The sequence below is a fragment of the Streptomyces albospinus genome, assembly GCF_014648695.1.
In the GTDB taxonomy this organism is placed as follows: domain Bacteria; phylum Actinomycetota; class Actinomycetes; order Streptomycetales; family Streptomycetaceae; genus Streptomyces; species Streptomyces albospinus.
In genome coordinates, this window is sequence record NZ_BMRP01000008.1 from 104,551 (window position 1) to 123,360 (window position 18,810).

An 18,810-nucleotide genomic window follows, 5' to 3' on the forward strand; every position below is an offset into this window, starting at 1 on the left:
AGGACCGGGACGCGCTGCGCCCGGGCGCCGAGGTCGCCCTTCCAGGTGCCCTTGCCGGGTGGGAATCCGGTCCCGATGCCCCGGTCGCCCGCGCCCAGCCGCAGCAGCATCTCCAGGGCGGCGGCATTGCTCGTCACGATCTTGCGCGGCGGGGCGGTGAACGTGGTCTCGGCGCCCTTGCAGTCGGCGACCTTCACCGGGAAACCGGAGCCGCCGCTCCCGGAGGCGTCGCTCTCGGTTCCCGTACTGCCGGCACCGCCGCCACCGCACGCGGTGGCGGTCAGCGCGACCACCCTCGCGATACCGCACAACTTCCCAGGGCGCATGGGCCGTCTCCCCTACCTGCAACGCACCGGCCGGTCGGCCGGCCGCGGGGTCACGCTCGTGACCCGGCACAGGTGGTCGGACGGATCACGCGTCCGGTTCCCGGCCCCTACGGCTCCGTCTGCTCCGTCCCGCCGCTCTGGGGTCCGTAGAGGTCCAGCAGCCGCACGCGGGTGCCGTGCAGCCGTTCGGCGACCGTCTCGGCGATGTAGAGGTACATCGCCCGGCCCAGCACGGGGTCGGAATCGCACAGGGCGCGGACGACGGTGGCGTCGAACTCGACGGCTTCGACGGCGCTCACGGTCTCCGCTCCGAGGTGCCAGAGGTAGGGCGGGAACAGCCAGGACCAGCCGAGGAGTTCATCGCGGCCGAGGGTTTCGACGACGGCGGCCTGCCGGCCGGGGACGCGCTGGTCCAGGGCGACCCGGCCGCTGCGGATGATCCAGAAGCGGTCGGCCCGGCGGCCCTCCTCGAAGACGCGGGTGGCGCGGGGCAAGCTCACCTCGTGGGCGAGTTCGGTCAGCCGCCGACGCCGATCGGGAGGCATCGCATCGAACAGGTGCTTGACCGTGGGCATCTCGTCCTCCATCCGCCGCCGGCAGTCCCGGGCAGGCACTGCCGTGCACCTTATGCGGCGATTCCAGGGGATTGCGGGAAGGCCCGCCCCTCATGCCAGCTGGCGCCGGACCAGATCGTGCAGCCGTCCGCCCGTGTCCGCGAGCAGGTCCGCCGGGGCGCCCTGTTCGACGACCCGGCCGTCGGCCATGACGATGACGCGGTCGGCGTCCATGACCGTGGAGAGGCGGTGGGCGATGACCAGGCGGCTGGCGCTGAGCTTGCGGGTGCTGTCGATGACGATGCGCTGGGTTTCGTTGTCGAGGGCGCTGGTGGCCTCGTCGAAGAAGAGGATGCGGGGGCGGCGGACCAGCGCCTGGGCGATCATCAGACGCTGGCGCTGGCCCCCGGAGATGGCGCCGCCGCCGGAGATCATGGTGTGCAGGCCCATCGGCATCCGCTTGATGTCCTCGGCCAGGCCGGCCATTTCGGCCGCCGCCCAGACCTCTTCCTGGGTGAACGCCTCGGCGCCGCTGATGCAGTCGAGGAGGGAGCCGGTGAGCGGCTGGGCGTTCTGGAGCACGACACCGCACTGGCGGCGGACGGCCGCCTGGTCGAGGGCGGAGAGGTCCTGGCCGTCGTAGAGGACGCTGCCCGAGGAGGGCTTGTCGAAGCCGATGAGGAGGCGGAGCAGGGTCGACTTGCCGCAGCCGCTGGGGCCGACGATGGCGACGAATTCGCCGGGCTCGACCTGGAGCGAGACATCGTCGAGGACCAGGGGACCGTCTTCGGTGTAGCGGAAGGAGAGCTTGCGCGCCGCGATGCCGCCGGAGAGGAGGCCGGGCTGGGCGCTGCCGCCGCGGACCTCCGGGGCCTCGTCCAGCACCGGCTTGATCTGCTCGAACATCGGGAGGGCGGCGGCGGCCGAGACGAACGCGCCGGTGATCTGGGTGACCGAGGTGAGCAGCATGGTCACCGAGGTGTTGAACGTCAGGAACGAGCCGGCCGACATGGTGCCGCGGGCCGGGCCGGCGAGCAGCATGAAGAGGAAGAGGGAGCAGACGGGGAGGTAGACCGCGTTGAGGACGGTGGTGAGGTTCTTGATGCGGCCGGCCTTCTGCTGGAGTTCGCGGGAGCGGGCGAACTCGCGGGCCCAGGCCGCGTACGCGAAGCTCTCGGCCGCCGCGACCCGCAGCTTGGGCAGGCCGCGCAGGGTCTGGAACGCCTGGTTGTTGAGCTTGTTGCCGAGTGTCACCAACCGGCGCTGCCACCGCAGTTCCCACAGCCCCATGACCAGGAACACCACGCCGATCACCAGCAGCATGGCGATCGCGGCGAGGGCGAGCGGGACGCTGTAGAGGAGCAGCAGGACGAGGTTCATGGCGCCGACCGTGGTGGCCTGCACCGCGACCGGGCCGACGCCGGCCAGCACCCGGCGGATGGCGCTGATGCCCATCGCGGCGCTGGCCAGTTCGCCGGTGGAGCGTTCGGCGAAGAACTTCGTGGGGAGGCGCAGCAGCCGGTCCCAGACCGCGGGTTGCAGGGCGCTCTCGATGCGGCCTTCCATGCGGAGCACGGTGAGGTTCTGGAGCAGCATGAAGGCGGCGGACACGACGCCGGAGATGATGACGGCAAGGGCGACCTGGACGATCAGGCTGCGCTCGGCGGCCGGTACGTAGACGCCGAGGACCTTGCCGGTGGCGATCGGGACGAGCGCGCCGAGGCCGACCGTCACCAGTCCGCTGAGCGCCAGGTTGCGCATGTCCATGCGGGTGCCGCGCAGGCTGAAGCGCATCAGCCGCCACATGCTCATCGGGCGGTCCGGCAGCGGCCGGTAGAACATCACCGCACGCGGCTCGAACTCGTCGGCGTTGTCCTTGCCGACGCGGATCCGCAGGCCGGAGGCGGGGTTGACCGCCTCGTAGCGCCCGCGGCGCCACAGCAGCGCCACGGGGGCACCGGACTTGGCACGGTGGCCGACCAGGGGGCCGACGTCGGTGCGCCACCAGCGGCCGTCGAGGCGTACGCCGCGGGTGCGGATCCGGGAGCTCACCGCGACGCGTTCGACGGGGCTGATCCGGTCGTTGACCGCGGCGCCCTTGGGGGGCTCGGTGAGGGTGATCCCGGCTGCCGCGGCGACCTGGCGGCAGACGGCGAAGGTGGCGTCGTCGCCCGCCCGGTCGCGGCCCGCGGCGGAGCGTCCCGAACGGTCCTTGCCGATGGAGGCGAGCAGCGCCTGGTCGGCGCGTTCGCGGACGGCCTCGCCGGCCTTGATGCCGGCGGCGGTGCGGTCCTCGTGGGCGCGCTCCAGCTGCTCGATCCAGCGGTCGACGGCGGACAGCAGCCGGTACTGCTGGTTGACCATGCGCTGCCACAGCGCGGGGTCGACGAGCAGGTCGGCGGCGGCCTCCGCGCTGTAGGAAGCGCCGTACTGGACGCTGCCGGGCGGCACCGGCATCCAGAGGATGTCGTCGTCGGCCACCGCCTCGTCGGTGGGCCGGCCGTCCAGCGGGGCCTCGAACAGCACGCCCAGGCTGCGGGCGGTGCCGAGCGCGAAGGCGTGCTCCAGCGGGGTGGGCGCCTGGCCGCCGTAGGTGTCGTCGTAGCCGTACGCGTACGCGCCCTGCTCGCCGTAGCCGGCGTAGTCGGGGCGGGGCAGTTCGCGCAGCGCGATCCGGCGCAGCCCGCAGTCCTGGGACGGACGGCCGAAGAGGGTGTGCTGGGGGCCTTCGACGGGGCCGAGCAGCAGGGCGCCGGCTTCGAGGCGGCCGAGGAAGTGCCAGTGGCCCTCCTGGGCGGCGTCGACGGCGAAGAGGTCCAGGAAGCCGCCGGTGACCAGCCACAGGACGTGCGGCCCCTCCAGGGGGACGTTGCGCAGGCCGGTGCAGTCGACGGGGGCGCCGAGGCCGCCCAGGGCGTGCGTCACCGCGTCGCTCTGGCCCGGTCCCGCGCCCGGGGACGGGTGTACGGATGCCACGTCAGTGCTCCTTGACCAGCTCGGCGTAGGCGCCTCCGGCGGCGACCAGGTCGTGGTGCCGGCCGCGTTCGACGACCACGCCGTGGTCGAGGACCACGATCTCGTCGCTGTCGCGGACGGTGCTCAGCCGGTGGGCGATGACGACGCAGGCGCAGCCGCGCCGCCGCAGATTGTCCATGATGACGGCCTCGGTCTCGGCGTCCAGGGCGCTGGTGACCTCGTCGAGGACCAGGATGCTGGGGCGCCGTACCAGTGCGCGGGCGATTTCCAGGCGCTGCCGCTGGCCGCCGGAGAAGTTGCGGCCGTCCTGTTCGACGCGGCTGTGGATGCCGTCGGGGCGGCGGGCGATGACGTCGTCGTAGAGGGCGGCGTCCTGGAGGGCGGCGATGACCGCGTCGTCCGGTATCGAGGGGTCCCAGAGGGCGACGTTGTCCCGGACGGTGCCCTCGAAGAGGAAGACGTCCTGGTCGACGAAGGAGACCGAGGCGGCCAGCGCGCTGCGGGAGATGTCCTCCAGGCGCTGCCCGTCGATGCGGATGGTGCCTTCCCAGGGGGAGTAGAGGCCGGATATCAGCCGGGAGACGGTGGACTTGCCGCTGCCGGAGCCGCCGACCAGGGCGACCTGGCGGCCGGGGCCGACGGCCAGGGAGAAGCCGGTGAGCAGCGGTTTGTCGAGCGGGCTGTAGCCGAACGTGATGTCTTGCAGCGTCACATGGCCTTTGAGGCGGCGGGTGCTGGCGTCCGGTTCCGGGCGGGAGTAGAGGGTGTCGACGGGGAAGCTCTCGACGTCCTTGAGGCGGGCGACGTCGGCGGCGAAGTCCTGGATCCGGCCGGCGACGCCGTTGAGCCGGGTGACCGGCGCGGTGAAGCGTGTCACCAGGGCCTGGAAGGCGACCAGCAGGCCGATGGAGATATGTCCCTCGACCGCGCGCAGCCCGCCGATCCACAGGATCAGGGCGCTGTTGAGGGTGGCGAGGGTGGGGGCGACGACGGCCAGCCAGGCGCTGGGGACGCCGAGCCGCTGCTGTTCCTCCAGGGTGGTGGCGTGCTGCCCGGCCCAGCGCCGGAAGTAGCCGTTCTCGCCGCCGGTGGCCTTCATGGTCTCTATGAGCTGGAGGCCGGTGTACGAGGTGTTGGTCAGCCGGGCGGTGTCGGCGCGCAGCTTCTGGGTGTGGGTGGCGCGCAGCCGCACGACGATCCGCATCGCCACGACGTTGAGCAGCGCGATCAGTACGCCGATGACGGTGAGTTGGGGGTCGTACGACCACAGCAGCAGCGCGTAGAGGACGACGACGACGCCGTCCACGGCTGCCGCGGCGAGGTCCCGGGCGAGGGTCTCGGCCACCGCGTCGTTGGACTGGAGCCGTTGGACGAGGTCGGCGGGCGAGCGCTGGGCGAAGAAGGTGACCGGCAGGCGGAGGAGGTGGCGCAGGAAGCGGGCGCTGCTGAGGGTGGAGGAGATGATCCGGCCGCGCAGCAGGTTGGCCTGTTGCAGGCCGGTCAGGACGGCGGTGAGCGCCACCATCGCGGTCATCGCGGCGAACAGCGGTCCCAGCAGCGAGGTCTGGTTGCCGATCAGGAAGATGTCGATGTACGTGCGGCTGAGCGCGGGTACCGCGGCGCCGACGCCGACCAGCAGCAGGCTGGCGAGCAGCGCGGCCAGCAGGGTGCCGGTGGTGCCGCGCAGCCGGGCGGGCAGGGCGCTGAGCACGCTGGGCTTGCGGCCCCCCTTGCGGAACTCCTCGGTGGGCTCGAAGACCAGGGCGACGCCGGTGAAGCTGGTGTCGAAGTCCTCCATGGCCACGAAGCGGCGGCCCTTGTCGGGGTCGTTGATGTGCACGCCGCGGCGGCCGAGGCGGCGGCCCATGCCGTCGTAGACGACGTAGTGGTTGAACTCCCAGAAGAGGATGGCCGGTGCCTGGACCTCGGCGAGCGCGGCCGGTTCCATCTGCATGCCCTTGGCCTGGAGGCCGTAACTGCGGGCGGCCTTGAGCAGGTTGCTGGCACGCGAGCCGTCGCGGGAGACGCCGCAGGCGATCCGCAGCTCCTCAAGGGGGACGTGGCGCCCGAAGTGGGCGAGCACCATGGCCAGGGAGGCGGCGCCGCACTCCACGGCCTCCATCTGGAGCACGGTGGGCGTACGGACGGACTTCTTGGCCTTGGCGGCGGGCGCCGGCCCCTTGCGGCGGCGGGCGGCCGGCGCGGCCTCGGGGCGGTGCCGGCCGCGGCCGGCCGGCGGCAGGTGCTGCGGGGGCGCCGCGGAGTCGTTCGGGGCGGTCACGGGAGCAGCCAATCGATCGGATGCTGCGCCGCCAGGTGGACGGCGCCGGTGGCCTGGGTCATCGAGTCCAGCGCGAAGGGCGGGCCGTCCGAAGTGGACCAGGCGTAGCCGGAGGCGGTGTGCGCGGTGTCGAGCTTCACCAGGACCCCGATCGGCTGGCCGTGCTGGGAGAACTGATCGCCGAGCTGGTTGCTGCCGAGGAAGGCGGAAATCCGCTGGCGGGTCTGGGTGTTGCGGCCGATGGCCGCGATCCGGCCGCGCAGCACGCCGTACTGCTGGGTCGGCGCGGACTGGACGGTGAGGTCGACGGAGGCGCCGAGGGGGAGGGCGGCGGCGCTCTCGGCGGGAACGTAGAGGATCGCGGTCAGCGGGTCCCCGGCGCCGGCGATCTTCTCGACGGAGGCGACGTCCGCGCCGGTCGTGACGACCGAGCCGATGGTGGCGACCATGGTCGTCAGCCGTCCGGCGGCGATGGCGCGGACGACGGTGGTGGTGCCCTGTGCCGTACGGACCTTCACGATGGGCGCGTTGGCGGCGACCTGCTTGCCTTCCTCGGCCAGCACCGCGGTCACCTGGCCGGCGACGGGGCTCTGGAGCACGTAGCTGCCCTGGCCGTGGGTGAGGATGCCGGGGGCGCTGAGGGTCGAGGAGACGGTGCCGGTGAACGCCCAGACGGCGGCGGCGACCATGACGAGGACCGTGACGATCAGGACGAGCCAGCCCTGCGGCCGGGCGAAGCGCACCGGCAGGTCGAGTTCCTCGGGCGACTGCAGCTTGGAAAGGGCCTGCTGGCGGAACTGCACGTCACTCTTCCCTCAACTGCACGGTCTGGTAGGGGACATCCCGGCGCGAGCAGTCGGCGGAATGTCCGGGGCGGCGAACAGCCGGGTGCCCCGGGACCCGATCGTAACCGGGCTGTCCGGGGCACTCGGCCCGGCATGTCGACAAGGAGGGGACGCCGACCTGCCGTTGTCACCGTTCGATGCCGGCCGTGCCGCTCAGCGGCACAGAGGCTCAGAGACCGGCGGTCAGGCCACCCACGGTGCCCTGGAGGTCCAGGCCGGTGGTCTGCTGGACCAGGCCGGAGGCGGTGCCGACGAGACCCGAGACCGGGGCAATGGAGTCAACGGTGGTGGTGGCGGTGCTCAGCACGCCGCCGACGAGGCCACCGGACACGTTGTCCAGGTCGGCGTCGGAGATTTCCTGGGTCTGAACCTGGGCGTTGTTCATGATGTTTCCCTTCGGATCAATATCAAGAAAAAGCACGCGAACGGGCCGTCCGGTGGGGTTGACCCGGCCGCGGCAACGGTAGTCGGCGTCCCGAATTCGGGAAACCCCGTGACTCCCGCGGTGCGAAGGATCAAAGCATGTAGGCCCGTTGCGCTGCTAATCGGACAACCGCCCATCTGGACGCGAACGCCCCACCGAATTACCGGACGTGTACATGCGTCCACGGGTTGGTGGCAGCTTCTTCACATCCCCTGCGGTTTCTTTTCCGTCGACCCGTCGTTGCGCTCCGTAGCGAACTGGACATTCCCGCACCAACCCGCTGAACCGCAGGTCAGGACCGGGGCGCAAAACCATCGGGCGTGTGCTGACTGCGCATTCGGTGTGCAGATTTGCCGAAGGCCACCAATCTTTACGACTTCACAGCACGGCACCCCGGCGGGAAGTCCGGCGAGTGTTTCGAACACTCGCACGGGATGTTGCAGAGGCTTTAACCGGACATGATTCTCTGCGACTTCCCCTGTGGTAATGACCGGAATGACCACCCCTATCCATGCGCCATTACCGTGGAAACGGATCGACTATCCAGAGAACGGACATATTCGCATAACTGCGATAGGGGAAGTTCGCGGCACCGCTCGCGGTGGCAGCCGGTCCCCTGCTGGGGCACGGTGGGGAGGTGGATCCCGTAGCGGCCCTGGAGCGGATCGCGTTCCTGCTGGAGCGGCAGGGAGCGGTCACGTACCGGGTGCAGGCGTTCCGCACGGCGGCGTCGGTCATCGGCGAACTGGCGGATGAGGAACTGCGCGAGCGGGCGGAGAACGGAACGCTGGGCCGCCTCAAAGGACTCGGCCCGAAAACCACCCGGGCCGTCGAAGAGGCCCTCGCCGGGCGGCAGCCCGCCTACCTGGCGCGGATGGAAGAGGAGGCCGGCGGCCCGCTGGTCGAAGGGGAGCGGGGGCAGAGGCTGTTGCGGGCGCTGCGCGGGGACTGCCATCTGCACTCGGACTGGTCGGACGGCGGCAGCCCCGTGGAGGCGATGGCCGGGGCCGCCCGCGACCTCGGGCACGACTGGTGCGTGCTGACCGACCACTCCCCCCGGCTGACCGTCGCCCGCGGGCTGACCGCCGAGCGGCTGCGGCAGCAGCTGGCGCTGGTCGCGGCGGTGAACGTGCACCTGGCGCCGTTCCGGCTGCTGACCGGCATCGAATGCGACATCCTCGACGACGGCTCGCTCGACCAGGAGCCGGAGCTGCTGGACGCACTCGATGTGGTGGTCGCCTCGATCCACTCCACGCTGCGGATGGCGAAGGGCCCGATGACCCGCCGGATGCTGGCCGCGGTACGCAACCCGCTCGTGGACGTCCTGGGCCACTGCACCGGGCGGCAGATCACCGGCAAGCCGCGCCCGGAATCGGAGTTCGACGCCGGGGAGGTCTTCGCGGCGTGCGCCGAGCACCGCACGGCCGTGGAGATCAACTGCCGCCCGGACCGGTTCGATCCGCCGCGCCGGCTGCTGCGGCAGGCCGTCGACGCCGGCACCCTCTTCGCCATCGACAGCGACGCGCACGCGCCCGGCCAGCTGGACTGGCAGATATACGGATGCGCCCGCGCCGAGGAGTGCGGCGTCCCGGCGGAGCGGGTCATCACCACCTGGACCGCCCGCCAACTGGCGACCTGGACCCGCACCGGCCGGACACCGCACCGGGCCGCCGGCTGACCGCCCCGCCCGGTCAGCCCTGGGCTGCCGCCGCCGTCCGCAGCGCCGTGAGCACCGGGCGGAGCAGCGGATGGTCCTCGGCGCCGCGGCGTACCGCGGCGAAGACCCGGCGGGTGGGGGCGACGCCGTCGACCGGGCGGACCACCGCCTCCGTCAGATCCATCCCGCGCAGCGCCGAGCGCGGTACCAGCGCGACGCCCGCGCCGGCGGAGGCGAGGGCCACCACTGCGCGGAAGTCGTCCGAGGAATGCTCCAGGCGCGGCTCGAAACCGGCGTACTCGCAGGCCAGGACGACCACGTCGTGGCAGGGGTTGCCGGAGTACGGGCCGATCCAGGGGTCCTTGGCCAGATCGGCCAGCGGCACCCGCTCCGCACCGGCCAGCGGGTGGCCGGGCGACAGCACCGCGTCGAACGGCTCCGCGTACAGCGGGACACGGGTCAGCCGCGGATCGTCCTCGCCCGGCGCGCCGCGGTACTCCACCGCGACCGCGACATCGACCTGCCGGTCCAGGACCATCAGCAGGCTGGCGTCGCCCTCGGCATCCTGGACGCGGACGCGGATGCCGGGCGCGGACCGGGCCAGCTCGGTGATCGCCGGGGCGAGCACCAGGCCGATGCCGGTCGCGAACGCCGCCACCGTCACCGTGCCCGCCTCCCCCGCCTCGTAGGCGGCGAGCTCCGACTCGGCGCGCTCCAGCTGGGCCAGGACGGCGTTGGCGTGGCCGAGCAGGATGTCGCCCGCGGCGGTGAGCCGGACACCGCGGGCGCCGCGCTCCACAAGGCGGTGGCCGGTCTCCTGCTCCAGGGCCGCCAACTGCTGGGAGACCGCCGAGGGCGTGAGATAGAGCGCGGCTGCCGCGGCGGTGACCGTGCGGTGGTCGGCCAGTGCACGGAGGATGTGCAGCCGGCGTGCTTCGATCATGCTTCCAGTCTCGCAGGACGCGGCCGGTTGCTCCCTCGTGGACGGATGGCTTCAGTGCGCCAGCGCGGCGCGGGCGGCCACGAAGGCGTCCACCGCGCGATGCACGTCGTCCGTGGAGTGCGCGGCGGACAGCTGGACGCGGATCCGCGCCTGCCCCTGCGGGACGACCGGGTACGAGAACCCGATGACGTACACCCCGCGCTCCAGCAGCAGCTCCGCCATCCGGCCCGCCTCCGCCGCGTCGCCGATCATCACCGGGGCGATGGCGTGCTCGCCCGGAAGGATCTCGAAGCCCTCCTCGGTCATCCGGGAGCGGAACAGCGCGGTGTTGGCGTGCAGGCGCTCGCGCAGGTCACCGGCGGATTCCAGCAGGTCGAGCACCTTGAGGGAGGCCGCCGCGATCACCGGCGCCAGCGAGTTGGAGAAGAGGTACGGGCGGGAGCGCTGGCGCAGCAGGGCGACGATCTCGGCGCGGGCGGCGACATAGCCGCCGGAGGCGCCGCCGAGCGCCTTGCCGAGGGTGCCGGTGATGATGTCGACGCGGTCCATCACGCCGTGCAGCTCGGGGGTGCCGCGCCCGCCGCGACCCACGAAGCCCACCGCGTGCGAGTCGTCGACCATCACCATCGCGCCGTAGCGCTCGGCCAGGTCGCAGATCTCGCGCAGCGGCGCCAGGTAGCCGTCCATGGAGAAGACGCCGTCGGTGACGACGAGGGTGCGGCGGGCGCCCTCGGCCTCCTTCAACTGGCGCTCCAGGTCGGCCATGTCGCGGTTGGCGTAGCGGAAGCGGCGGGCCTTGGAGAGCCGGATGCCGTCGATGATGGAGGCGTGGTTGAGGGCGTCGGAGATGACCGCGTCCTCCGGGCCGAGCAGGGTCTCGAAGACACCGCCGTTGGCGTCGAAGCAGGAGGAGTAGAGGATGGTGTCCTCCTGGCCGAGGAATCCGGCGATCCGCTGCTCCAGCTCCTTGTGGACCTCCTGCGTACCGCAGATGAACCGGACCGAGGCCAGGCCGTAGCCCCAGCGGTCGAGCGCTTCGTGGGCGGCGGCGACGACCTCGGGGTGGTCGGCCAGGCCCAGGTAGTTGTTGGCGCAGAAGTTGAGGACCTCGCCGGGACGGCCGCCGGCGGTGACCGCGACGGTGGCGGACTGCGGGGTGCCGATGACCCGCTCGGGCTTGTGCAGGCCGGCGGCGCGGATCTCGTCGAGGGTGGTGCGCAGGTCATCGCGTACGGAGTCGAACATGGGGCCTTCCTTAAGGGTGCGTTGAGGGGACCGGGCCGGGATCAGGCTGCCCAGTCGAGGATGACCTTGCCGCCCTGGCCGCCGGCCGCGTCGGCGAAGGCGGCGTCGAACTCCTGGTACGGATAGCGGCCGGTGATCACCGGCGCGAGGTCGAGGCCGCCTTCGAGCAGGACCGACATCGCGTACCAGGTCTCGAACATCTCCCGGCCGTAGATGCCCTTGATGGTGATCATGGAGGTGACGATCCGGGACCAGTCGACCGGGAACTCCTGGGACGGCAGGCCCAGTACGGCGATCCGGCCGCCGTGCGTCATGTTGCCGATCATGTCGCGCAGCGCCTCGGGGCGGCCGGACATCTCCAGGCCGACGTCGAAGCCCTCGCGCAGGCCCAGTTGGCGCTGGCCGTCCGCGATCGAGGACCGGCCGACGTCGAGGGCGAGGCTGACGCCGACCTTCCGGGCCAGTTCGAGGCGCTGCTCGCTGACGTCCGTGATCATCACCTTGCGGGCCCCGGCGTGCCGGGCGACCGCCGCCGCCATGATCCCGATCGGCCCGGCACCGGTGATCAGCACGTCCTCGCCGACCAGGGGGAAGGACAGTGCGGTGTGCACGGCGTTGCCGAAGGGGTCGAAGACCGCGGCGATGTCGAGGTCGACCGGGACCCGGTGCACCCACACATTGGCCGCCGGCAGCGCCACGTACTCGGCGAACGCGCCGTCCCGGCCGACGCCGAGGCCGACCGTGGCCCGGCACAGGTGGCGGCGGCCGGCCAGGCAGTTGCGGCACTTGCCGCAGACCAGGTGGCCCTCGCCGCTGACCAGATCACCGGCGCGGATATCGGCCACGTCCCGGCCGGTTTCGACGACCTCGCCGACGAATTCGTGGCCGATTGTCAGCGGGGCGCTGATGGACTGCTGGGCCCAGCCGTCCCACGACCGGATGTGCAGGTCCGTGCCGCAGATGCCGGTGCGCAGCACCTTGATCAGCACATCTCCCGCGCCGACCGCGGGCTCCGGCACGTCCGTGAGCCAGAGGCCCGGCTCCGCCTTCTGCTTGACCAGTGCCTTCACCGTTAGAGCTCCCGTACGTGAAGAGGTGCTGTGCTGTCACGGGGGCGCGATCCGGCCCCCCGGTCCCCGGCCAGAAATCTCCCCTACGGCGGGCGCCCGGTCCATCGAGGATTTCTTAAGCGCGGCCACAGCTGCCCTTCACGCCCGGCCGGGCGGGCGGGCCGGGGAGTGTAGGGCTTCGCAGCGGTGAACGTCGGAATTCATCACAGCTTGAGTGCCCGGGGCCCGGGGCGGGCGGGGCTGCGTAGGACTGGATGGCAACGCACGGGTGCCGACGCGACGCACCGCAGCTGCCCGTGTGCCCCCACCCTGTGCGTCCCTGGAGGTCAGTGAATTGAGCCACCGACATGTGAACAAGCGGACCGGCGTCATAGCCGGCGCGGCCACGGCCGCCATCGTGGGCGCGGCGGTCCTGCTCCCCAACGCCCATGCGAGTACGGACCGGCCGGCGGCGCCGCGGACGCTCAGCAGCCACGCCGCCACCCAGCTGGCGGCGGCGCTCAAGGCGGATCTCGGGGACCGCACCGCCGGCTGGTACCTGGACGGTGCGAACGGCCACCTCGTCGTGAACGTGCTGTCGCAGGACGCCGCGGACAGCGTCACGGCCAAGGGCGCCGTGGCCAAGGTCGTCCACAACAGCCTGACCGCGCTGAAGGCCGGCACGAAGACCCTGCGCGACACCGCCTCGGTGCCCGGCACCGCGTGGTCGATCGACCCGAAGACCAACAAGATCGTGGTGACCGCCGACAGAACGGTCACCGGCGCAAAGATGGCCAGGCTCACCAAGGCCACCGCGGGGATGGGCGCGGGCATGGTCACCGTCCAGCGGTCCCAGGGCGTGTTCCAGCGGTACGACGGCGGCTACGCGGGTGGCATGGCCGGCGGCAGCGCGGGCAGCGGCGGGGGCGCCGACGCGGGTGGATCGGCGGGGAGTTCGGCAGGCGCTTCGGCGGGCGGTTCGGCGGGCAGCGGCGCCGGGCAGAGCGACGGCGGCGCCGGGCAGAGCGGCAGCGCAGGGCAGAACGGTGGTGCCGGTCAGGGCAACGGCGGACAGACCGGCGGCGAACAGACCGGCGGCGGTGCCGGGCAGAACGGTGGCGGCGGACAGGGCGGCGGCAACGCCGCCGGCCCGATCGGCGGCAGTGCCATCTTCGGTGGCAACGCCCGCTGTTCCCTGGGTTTCAACGTCACGGTGAAGGGCGCGCCCGCATTCCTGACGGCGGGTCACTGCGGCAACGACTCCAAGACCTGGTCGGCGGACCAGGGCGGCCAACCGCTGGGCACCGTCACCACCTCCCAGTTCCCGAAGACCGACTTCGCGCTGGTCACCTACAACGACCCCGGCGCGAAGCCGCAGAGCGCGGTCGACCTGGGCAACGGCAGCACCCAGCAGATCACCAAGGCCGCGGAGGCCGCCGTCGGCATGAAGGTCCAGCGGTCGGGCTCCACCAGCGGGCTCCACGACGGCACCGTCACCGGCCTGGACGCGACGGTCAACTACGGCAACGGCGATATCGTCAACGGCCTCATACAGACGGACGTCTGCGCGGAGCCCGGCGACAGCGGCGGCTCGATGTTCTCCGGCGACGCGGCCGTCGGGCTGACCTCCGGCGGCAGCGGCGACTGCAAGAGTGGCGGCCAGACGTTCTTCCAGCCGGTCACCGCCGCACTCCAGGCCACGGGGGCGGAGATCGGAGCCGGGAACGGCAACGGCACGGGAGGCGGCAACGGCACGGGAGGCGGCAACGGCGCAGGCGGCGGCAACGGCGCAGGCGGCGGCGACGCGGGGGCCTCAACCGGCGGTGCCGGCAGCTCCGGTGCGGGCACCCAGGACCCGGGCTCGACGGCCGGCGCGGGAACGCAGGACCCGGGTACCGGCGGCCAGGACCCCGGTACCGGAGCCCAGGCCCCCGGAGCCGGCAGCGGCGGCGACCCCGGTTCGGGGAGCGGAACCTCCCCGAACTGACCCCGGAAGAAAGGGAGTTGACTGTCCTGCCGGACCTGCCCGCCCGCATTGACCAGGTGGGCGGGCGGGTCCGGCAGCCCAGGACCGGCCCGTGAGCGCGGAGTTCGGAGTTCCGAGTTCCGAGCGCGGAGTCCTGCGTGCGGAGTCCTGAGTGCGGAGGTCCCCTGTTGTCAGGCCGGAACCTGCACGGGGGACGTCACCGTGAACAGGCCCCCGTCGGGGTCGCGGATGAGCGCCTGGCTGCCCGTGCCGTCCCGGGTCGCGGTCACCGGCGTGGCGGTCCCGCCGGCGGCCACCGCGGCATCCCGCACCGCCTCGATGTCCCGCACCCGGAAGTGCACGTGCCACTGGGGGCGCACCCGGGGATCCGGCGCAGCCTCGACGGCGCCGCCGCGCAGCAGCGCGACGGTGTGCGTGTCGTCGTGGACGACCACCTGGTCGTGCTCGTACGTCACCTGGCAGCCGCCCGGCCGCTCGGACGCCCAGTCGAGGACCTCCGCGTAGAAGATGGCGGCGGCGAACGCGTCCCGGGTGCGCAGTTCCAGGAGCGCCGGCGCGCTGCCCAGCCCCACCGACCAGGCCGTGGTCCGGCCCTCCCAGAAGCCGAAGGTGGCACCGTCCTGGTCGGCGCCGAGGGCGGCCCGGCCGGGGCCCAGCTTCAGCGGCCCGACCGCCACGGTGGCCCCGCGCTCCCGGATCCGCGCGGCGGTGTCATCGGCGTTCTCCACCGCGAAGTACGCGGTCCAGGCCACCGCGGCCCGGAAACTGGGCGCCGGCGCACCGAGTCCGGCGACCGGCTCCCCGTCCAGCAGCGCGACCGAGAACTCCTCCCCCAGGCTGGCCGGCCGGAACCGCCAGCCCAGCACGGCGCCGTAAAACGCCTGCGCGGACCGCAGATCGCGGGTTGTCAGACTCACCCAGCAGGGTGCGCCGCGTACCGGAGTGGTGGAGCGTGGGGACGGCATGGCCATCTGCCTCCAGCTGCTCGGTTCTGCCCGACAGGCCGGCGTGCCTCCTGGCCGGCGCCCCTCCCCACTGTGCCAGCGACCCGCCGGGCCCGCACCAAGGGACGGCCGCGGCCCCCGCTCGGGGCAGGGCCGGTTGTGCGGCTCCGGCCCCGGCTCGATGCTGGAAAGTACGGAACCGGGCTGGACAGATGCCATGAACACATGGAACGCGGCGGAGAGCGCCGACTTCCGTGGTCCCCTCGACGTCACCAGGGCGGCCACTGCGGTTCTGGACGCCCGGGGCCGGGTCATCGGGTGGAGTCCGGCCGCCCGGCAGTTGCTGGGTTACGCGCCGGAGGACATCGTCGGGCGGCCAGTGGAGACCTTTCTGCCGCCCGCATCGCCCGGGAACTCCGGGGCGGCGACGACACTGCCGGGGCGGGACATCGAGGTCCGTACGGCGCGGCATGCGGACGGCCGGCCGCTGCCGGTGGCGATCACGGTGTGCGCGCTGCACGATGCCCCGCCGGCCGATGCGGCCTCCGATGACGGGGCGCGGCCGGCCCGGGTGCTGGTGGCGGCGGCGCTTGCGGACCTGCGGACGTGGGAGTCGCGGCAGGCGATGCTGCACGGGCTGGCCACCCGGTCGCCGGTGGGGCTGGCGATCTATGACGGCGATCTGCGGCTGACGTGGTTCAACACCTCGTACGGGCGGGAGATCGGGCTGCCGCTGTGGGAGTTGACCGGCAAGCGGGCGGACGAGCTGTATCCGGGCGAGTTCGTGACGGAGGGGTATCCGCACGGGCTGGACACGGTGATGCGGCATGTGCTGGCGACCGGTGAGTCGATCGTCGATCTGCACTTCGTGGGCGAGCAGCCGACCGACCCGGGGACCGAGCACGTGTGGTCCTGCTCGTACTACCGGCTCCAGGATCCGGACGGCCGGGTGCTGGGGGTGTGCGAGGACTCCTTCGACATCACCGACCGCTATCGGGCGCAGCGCCGGCTGAACCTCCTCGTGGAGGCCGGCAGCCGGATCGGCACCACGCTCGACATGACCGTCACCGCGCGGGAGGTCGCCGAGGTCGCGGTGCCGGAGTTCGCCGACGAGGTGACCGTCGATCTGGTGCGGTCCGTGCTGGCGGGCGGGGATCCGGAGCCGGGTGGGAGCGGGGTGCCGGCACTGGTGCGGGTGGCGGCCCGTTCCGCGGCCGACGGGCCGGACGAGCCGCCGCGTGCGCCGTACCCGGTGGTCTACCGGCCGGGCACGCTCCAGTACCGGAGTCTGTCCTCGGGCGGGATGATCCGCGACGAGCGGACCATGGTCGTACCGCTGCGGACCGGCGGCCGGCAGATGGGGCTGGTCACGTTCTCCCGCGGCACGCACCCCGCGATCTTCGACAGCGGGGAGATCGACCTCGCCGACGAGCTGGTCCTCCGTACCGCGGTGTCGCTGGACAACGCCCGCCGCTTCGCCCGGGAGCACGCCGCGGCCCTGACCCTCCAGCGCAATCTGCTGCCGCAGCGCCTGCCCGCCCAGTCGGCGGTCGACGCGGCCTACCGGTATCTGCCGAGCGACGACCGGGCCGGGGTCGGCGGCGACTGGTTCGACGTCATCGGGCTGTCCGGGACCCGGGTCGGGCTGGTGGTGGGCGACGTGGTCGGCCACGGCCTCCAGGCGGCGGCCACGATGGGGCGGCTGCGGACGACCGTACGGGCGCTGGCGCGGCTGGACCTGGCGCCGGACGAACTGCTCAGCCGGCTGGACGACCTGGTGGGGCAGACGCCGGAGGAGCGGGCGGCCGGGGCCGCGGCGGAGCCCGGTCCGGACGACATGGCGACCGGGGTGACCTGTCTGTACGCGGTGTACGACCCGGTGTCGCGGCGCTGCACGATGGCACGGGCCGGGCATCCGCCGCCTGCGGTGGTGGACCCCGACGGCCGGGTGACCTTCCCGGATCTGCCGGCCGGCCCGCCGCTGGGGCTGGGCGGCCTGCCGTTCGAGTGCTGGGAGACCGAGCTGCCGGTGGGCAGTCTGCTCGCCCTGTTCACCGACGGTCTGCTCCAGGGCCGCGACCGGGACGTCGACGCCGGGCTGGACCTCCTCGGCGGGGTGCTGCGGGAGCACCGGCAGCCGCTGGAGGAGCTGTGCGACCGGGCGCTGGCGGAGCTGCTGCCGGGCGGGGCGGCACCGGACGACGCGGCACTGCTGCTGGTGCGCACCCGGGAGCTGGACATCCGGCAGGTGGCCGCCTGGGAGCTGCCCGCCGAGCCGGCCGCGGTGGGTACGGCCCGTGAGCTGGCCACCGGGCAGCTGCGGGCGTGGGGCCTGGAGGAGCTGTCGTACGCCGGTGAGCTGGTGGTCAGCGAGCTGGTCACCAACGCGGTGCGGTACGCGGCGGGGCCGGTGCATCTGCGGCTGCTGCGCGATCTGACGCTGCTGACGGAGGTGTCGGACACCGCCCACACCGCGCCGCACCTGCGGCACAGCGCGAGCGACGACGAGGGCGGGCGGGGGCTGTTCATCGTGGCGCAGCTGGTCCAGCGCTGGGGGACGCGGTACACGCCGTTCGGCAAGACCATCTGGACCGAGCAGGAGTTTCCGCCCGGGTATCCGGGGGCGCCGCGGCCGGTGGGCTGACCGGGCGCGGGGCCGGCGGCCCGGTGCACGCCGTGCGGGTCTCCGGAGCCCGTCCCATGATGGAACCAGCGAGGTCCCGGCGACTCGGCGGGCGCGGACAGAGGAGGACCTGTGACGACCAATGGCGGCAAGACCCCGGCCGAGCGGCGGCCGGCCGAGCTGTACACCGGTGGCGAGCGGCCCTTCGATGCGGAAGATCTGGTGAGGGCGTCGGGGCGGGAGCCGACACCCGAGAGCCTGGAGTGGGCCAAGCGTCTCATCGAGGAGAAGGGGGCCGCCGCCATCGAGCGGTACCTCCCCTGACAGCCGCACCACGGCACGCCGCCGTCCCTCGGGGCGGCGGGCGGGGTGCGCGCCGGCCGCGGCACAGCGGCCGGCGCCGGCCTGCGCGCGTGCGCCCGCCGCTACCCTCGCTTCCCATGACCACCGAACGCATCGATCCGCCCCGAGTCGCCGGTGAGCGGGAGACCCTTCGGGCCTATCTCGACTTCCACCGGGCCACGCTCGCCATGAAGACCGACGGCCTCACCGACGAGCAGTTGCGCAGCCGCTCGATGCCGCCGTCGACGCTCACGCTGCTCGGCCTGGTGCGGCACATGGCCGAGGTCGAACGGACCTGGTTCCGCCGGGTGATCAACGGGGAGGACATCCCGCTCGTCTGGTCCGACGAGGGCGACTTCCAGGCGGCGTACGACGCGAGCGGGGCCACCCGCGCCGCGGCCTTCGAAGCCTGGCAGACCGAGGTGGCCCACGCCCGCCGCATCGAACAGGCGGCGGTCTCGCTCGATGTGACCGCCTACCAGCCCAGGTGGGGCGAGGAGGTCTCGCTCCGCCTGGTGATGCTGCACATGATCCATGAGTACGCCCGGCACAACGGCCACGCCGACTTCCTGCGGGAGGGCATCGACGGGGTCGTGGGCGCCTGAGCGCTCGGA

14 protein-coding genes are annotated in these 18,810 nt (G+C 72.6%); 5 read left to right on the top strand and 9 right to left on the bottom strand.

Annotated features, from left to right (window positions below; genetic code table 11):
- Positions 1-433: 433 nt before the first annotated feature.
- The 5 genes from IEZ17_RS13625 to IEZ17_RS13645 all read right to left on the bottom strand — a co-directional run bounded on the left by IEZ17_RS13625 (position 434) and on the right by IEZ17_RS13645 (position 7,367).
- On the bottom strand, positions 434-901 hold the full coding sequence (locus IEZ17_RS13625; protein WP_189300089.1) for a cyclic nucleotide-binding domain-containing protein: 468 nt from the start codon (positions 899-901) through the stop codon (positions 434-436).
- Between the two features lie 90 nt (positions 902-991).
- Positions 992-3,856, bottom strand: a complete 2,865-nt coding sequence (locus IEZ17_RS13630) for an NHLP bacteriocin export ABC transporter permease/ATPase subunit (protein ID WP_189299820.1) — start codon at positions 3,854-3,856, stop codon at positions 992-994.
- Between the two features lies 1 nt (position 3,857).
- A complete protein-coding gene (locus IEZ17_RS13635) occupies positions 3,858-6,137 on the bottom strand; it encodes an NHLP family bacteriocin export ABC transporter peptidase/permease/ATPase subunit (protein WP_189299822.1) in 2,280 nt (759 codons plus the stop codon).
- Entirely contained in the window at positions 6,134-6,940 is an 807-nt protein-coding gene (locus IEZ17_RS13640) for an HlyD family efflux transporter periplasmic adaptor subunit (RefSeq protein WP_189299824.1), read from the bottom strand. The genes IEZ17_RS13635 and IEZ17_RS13640 overlap by 4 nt, the downstream gene beginning before the upstream one ends.
- Positions 6,941-7,151: 211 nt before the next feature.
- Positions 7,152-7,367, bottom strand: a complete 216-nt coding sequence (locus IEZ17_RS13645) for a type A2 lantipeptide (protein ID WP_189299826.1) — start codon at positions 7,365-7,367, stop codon at positions 7,152-7,154.
- Positions 7,368-8,043: 676 nt separating this feature from the next.
- Here IEZ17_RS13645 and IEZ17_RS13650 point away from each other — a divergent pair.
- On the top strand, positions 8,044-9,084 hold the full coding sequence (locus tag IEZ17_RS13650) for a PHP domain-containing protein (RefSeq protein WP_189299828.1): 1,041 nt from the start codon (positions 8,044-8,046) through the stop codon (positions 9,082-9,084).
- Positions 9,085-9,097: 13 nt separating this feature from the next.
- Here the strand turns inward: IEZ17_RS13650 and IEZ17_RS13655 are convergent, their stop codons facing one another.
- Genes IEZ17_RS13655 through tdh form a run of 3 tightly spaced genes read right to left on the bottom strand, consistent with a single transcriptional unit; the run spans position 9,098 to position 12,321 of the window.
- Entirely contained in the window at positions 9,098-10,006 is a 909-nt protein-coding gene (locus IEZ17_RS13655; protein WP_189299830.1) for a LysR family transcriptional regulator, read from the bottom strand.
- Between the two features lie 51 nt (positions 10,007-10,057).
- Positions 10,058-11,251, bottom strand: a complete 1,194-nt coding sequence (locus tag IEZ17_RS13660; RefSeq protein WP_189299831.1) for a glycine C-acetyltransferase — start codon at positions 11,249-11,251, stop codon at positions 10,058-10,060.
- 41 nt (positions 11,252-11,292) lie between these two features.
- A complete protein-coding gene (tdh, locus tag IEZ17_RS13665; protein ID WP_189299832.1) occupies positions 11,293-12,321 on the bottom strand; it encodes an L-threonine 3-dehydrogenase in 1,029 nt (342 codons plus the stop codon).
- A gap of 319 nt (positions 12,322-12,640) precedes the next feature.
- On the opposite strand from tdh, the gene IEZ17_RS13670 reads away from it, so the two are divergent.
- The gene (locus IEZ17_RS13670) at positions 12,641-14,287 is read left to right on the top strand and encodes a S1 family peptidase (RefSeq protein WP_444544823.1); all 1,647 of its coding nucleotides are present in this window, start codon (positions 12,641-12,643) and stop codon (positions 14,285-14,287) included.
- A gap of 170 nt (positions 14,288-14,457) precedes the next feature.
- Here IEZ17_RS13670 and IEZ17_RS13675 read toward each other — a convergent pair whose 3' ends face one another.
- The gene (locus IEZ17_RS13675; RefSeq protein ID WP_229852241.1) at positions 14,458-15,252 is read right to left on the bottom strand and encodes a VOC family protein; all 795 of its coding nucleotides are present in this window, start codon (positions 15,250-15,252) and stop codon (positions 14,458-14,460) included.
- 196 nt (positions 15,253-15,448) lie between these two features.
- Between IEZ17_RS13675 and IEZ17_RS13680 the strand changes: the two genes are divergently transcribed.
- From IEZ17_RS13680 to IEZ17_RS13690, 3 genes are all read left to right on the top strand, one after another.
- Positions 15,449-17,875, top strand: a complete 2,427-nt coding sequence (locus IEZ17_RS13680) for a SpoIIE family protein phosphatase (RefSeq protein WP_189299837.1) — start codon at positions 15,449-15,451, stop codon at positions 17,873-17,875.
- Between the two features lie 111 nt (positions 17,876-17,986).
- Positions 17,987-18,178, top strand: a complete 192-nt coding sequence (locus tag IEZ17_RS13685) for a hypothetical protein (protein WP_189299839.1) — start codon at positions 17,987-17,989, stop codon at positions 18,176-18,178.
- Positions 18,179-18,294: 116 nt separating this feature from the next.
- The gene (locus tag IEZ17_RS13690; protein WP_189299840.1) at positions 18,295-18,801 is read left to right on the top strand and encodes a DinB family protein; all 507 of its coding nucleotides are present in this window, start codon (positions 18,295-18,297) and stop codon (positions 18,799-18,801) included.
- The last annotated feature ends 9 nt before the right edge of the window (positions 18,802-18,810 follow it).

What these genes read in the sequence shown, in the direction of transcription:
- IEZ17_RS13625 (WP_189300089.1), bottom strand. Translation starts at nt 901, where the DNA reads ATGCCCACGGTCAAGCACCTGTTCGATGCGATGCCTCCCGATCGGCGT.
- IEZ17_RS13645 (WP_189299826.1), bottom strand. Translation starts at nt 7,367, where the DNA reads ATGAACAACGCCCAGGTTCAGACCCAGGAAATCTCCGACGCCGACCTG.
- IEZ17_RS13655 (WP_189299830.1), bottom strand. Translation starts at nt 10,006, where the DNA reads ATGATCGAAGCACGCCGGCTGCACATCCTCCGTGCACTGGCCGACCAC.
- IEZ17_RS13660 (WP_189299831.1), bottom strand. Translation starts at nt 11,251, where the DNA reads ATGTTCGACTCCGTACGCGATGACCTGCGCACCACCCTCGACGAGATC.
- IEZ17_RS13675 (WP_229852241.1), bottom strand. Translation starts at nt 15,252, where the DNA reads ATGCCGTCCCCACGCTCCACCACTCCGGTACGCGGCGCACCCTGCTGG.
- IEZ17_RS13680 (WP_189299837.1), top strand. Translation starts at nt 15,449, where the DNA reads ATGAACACATGGAACGCGGCGGAGAGCGCCGACTTCCGTGGTCCCCTC.
- IEZ17_RS13690 (WP_189299840.1), top strand. Translation starts at nt 18,295, where the DNA reads ATGACCACCGAACGCATCGATCCGCCCCGAGTCGCCGGTGAGCGGGAG.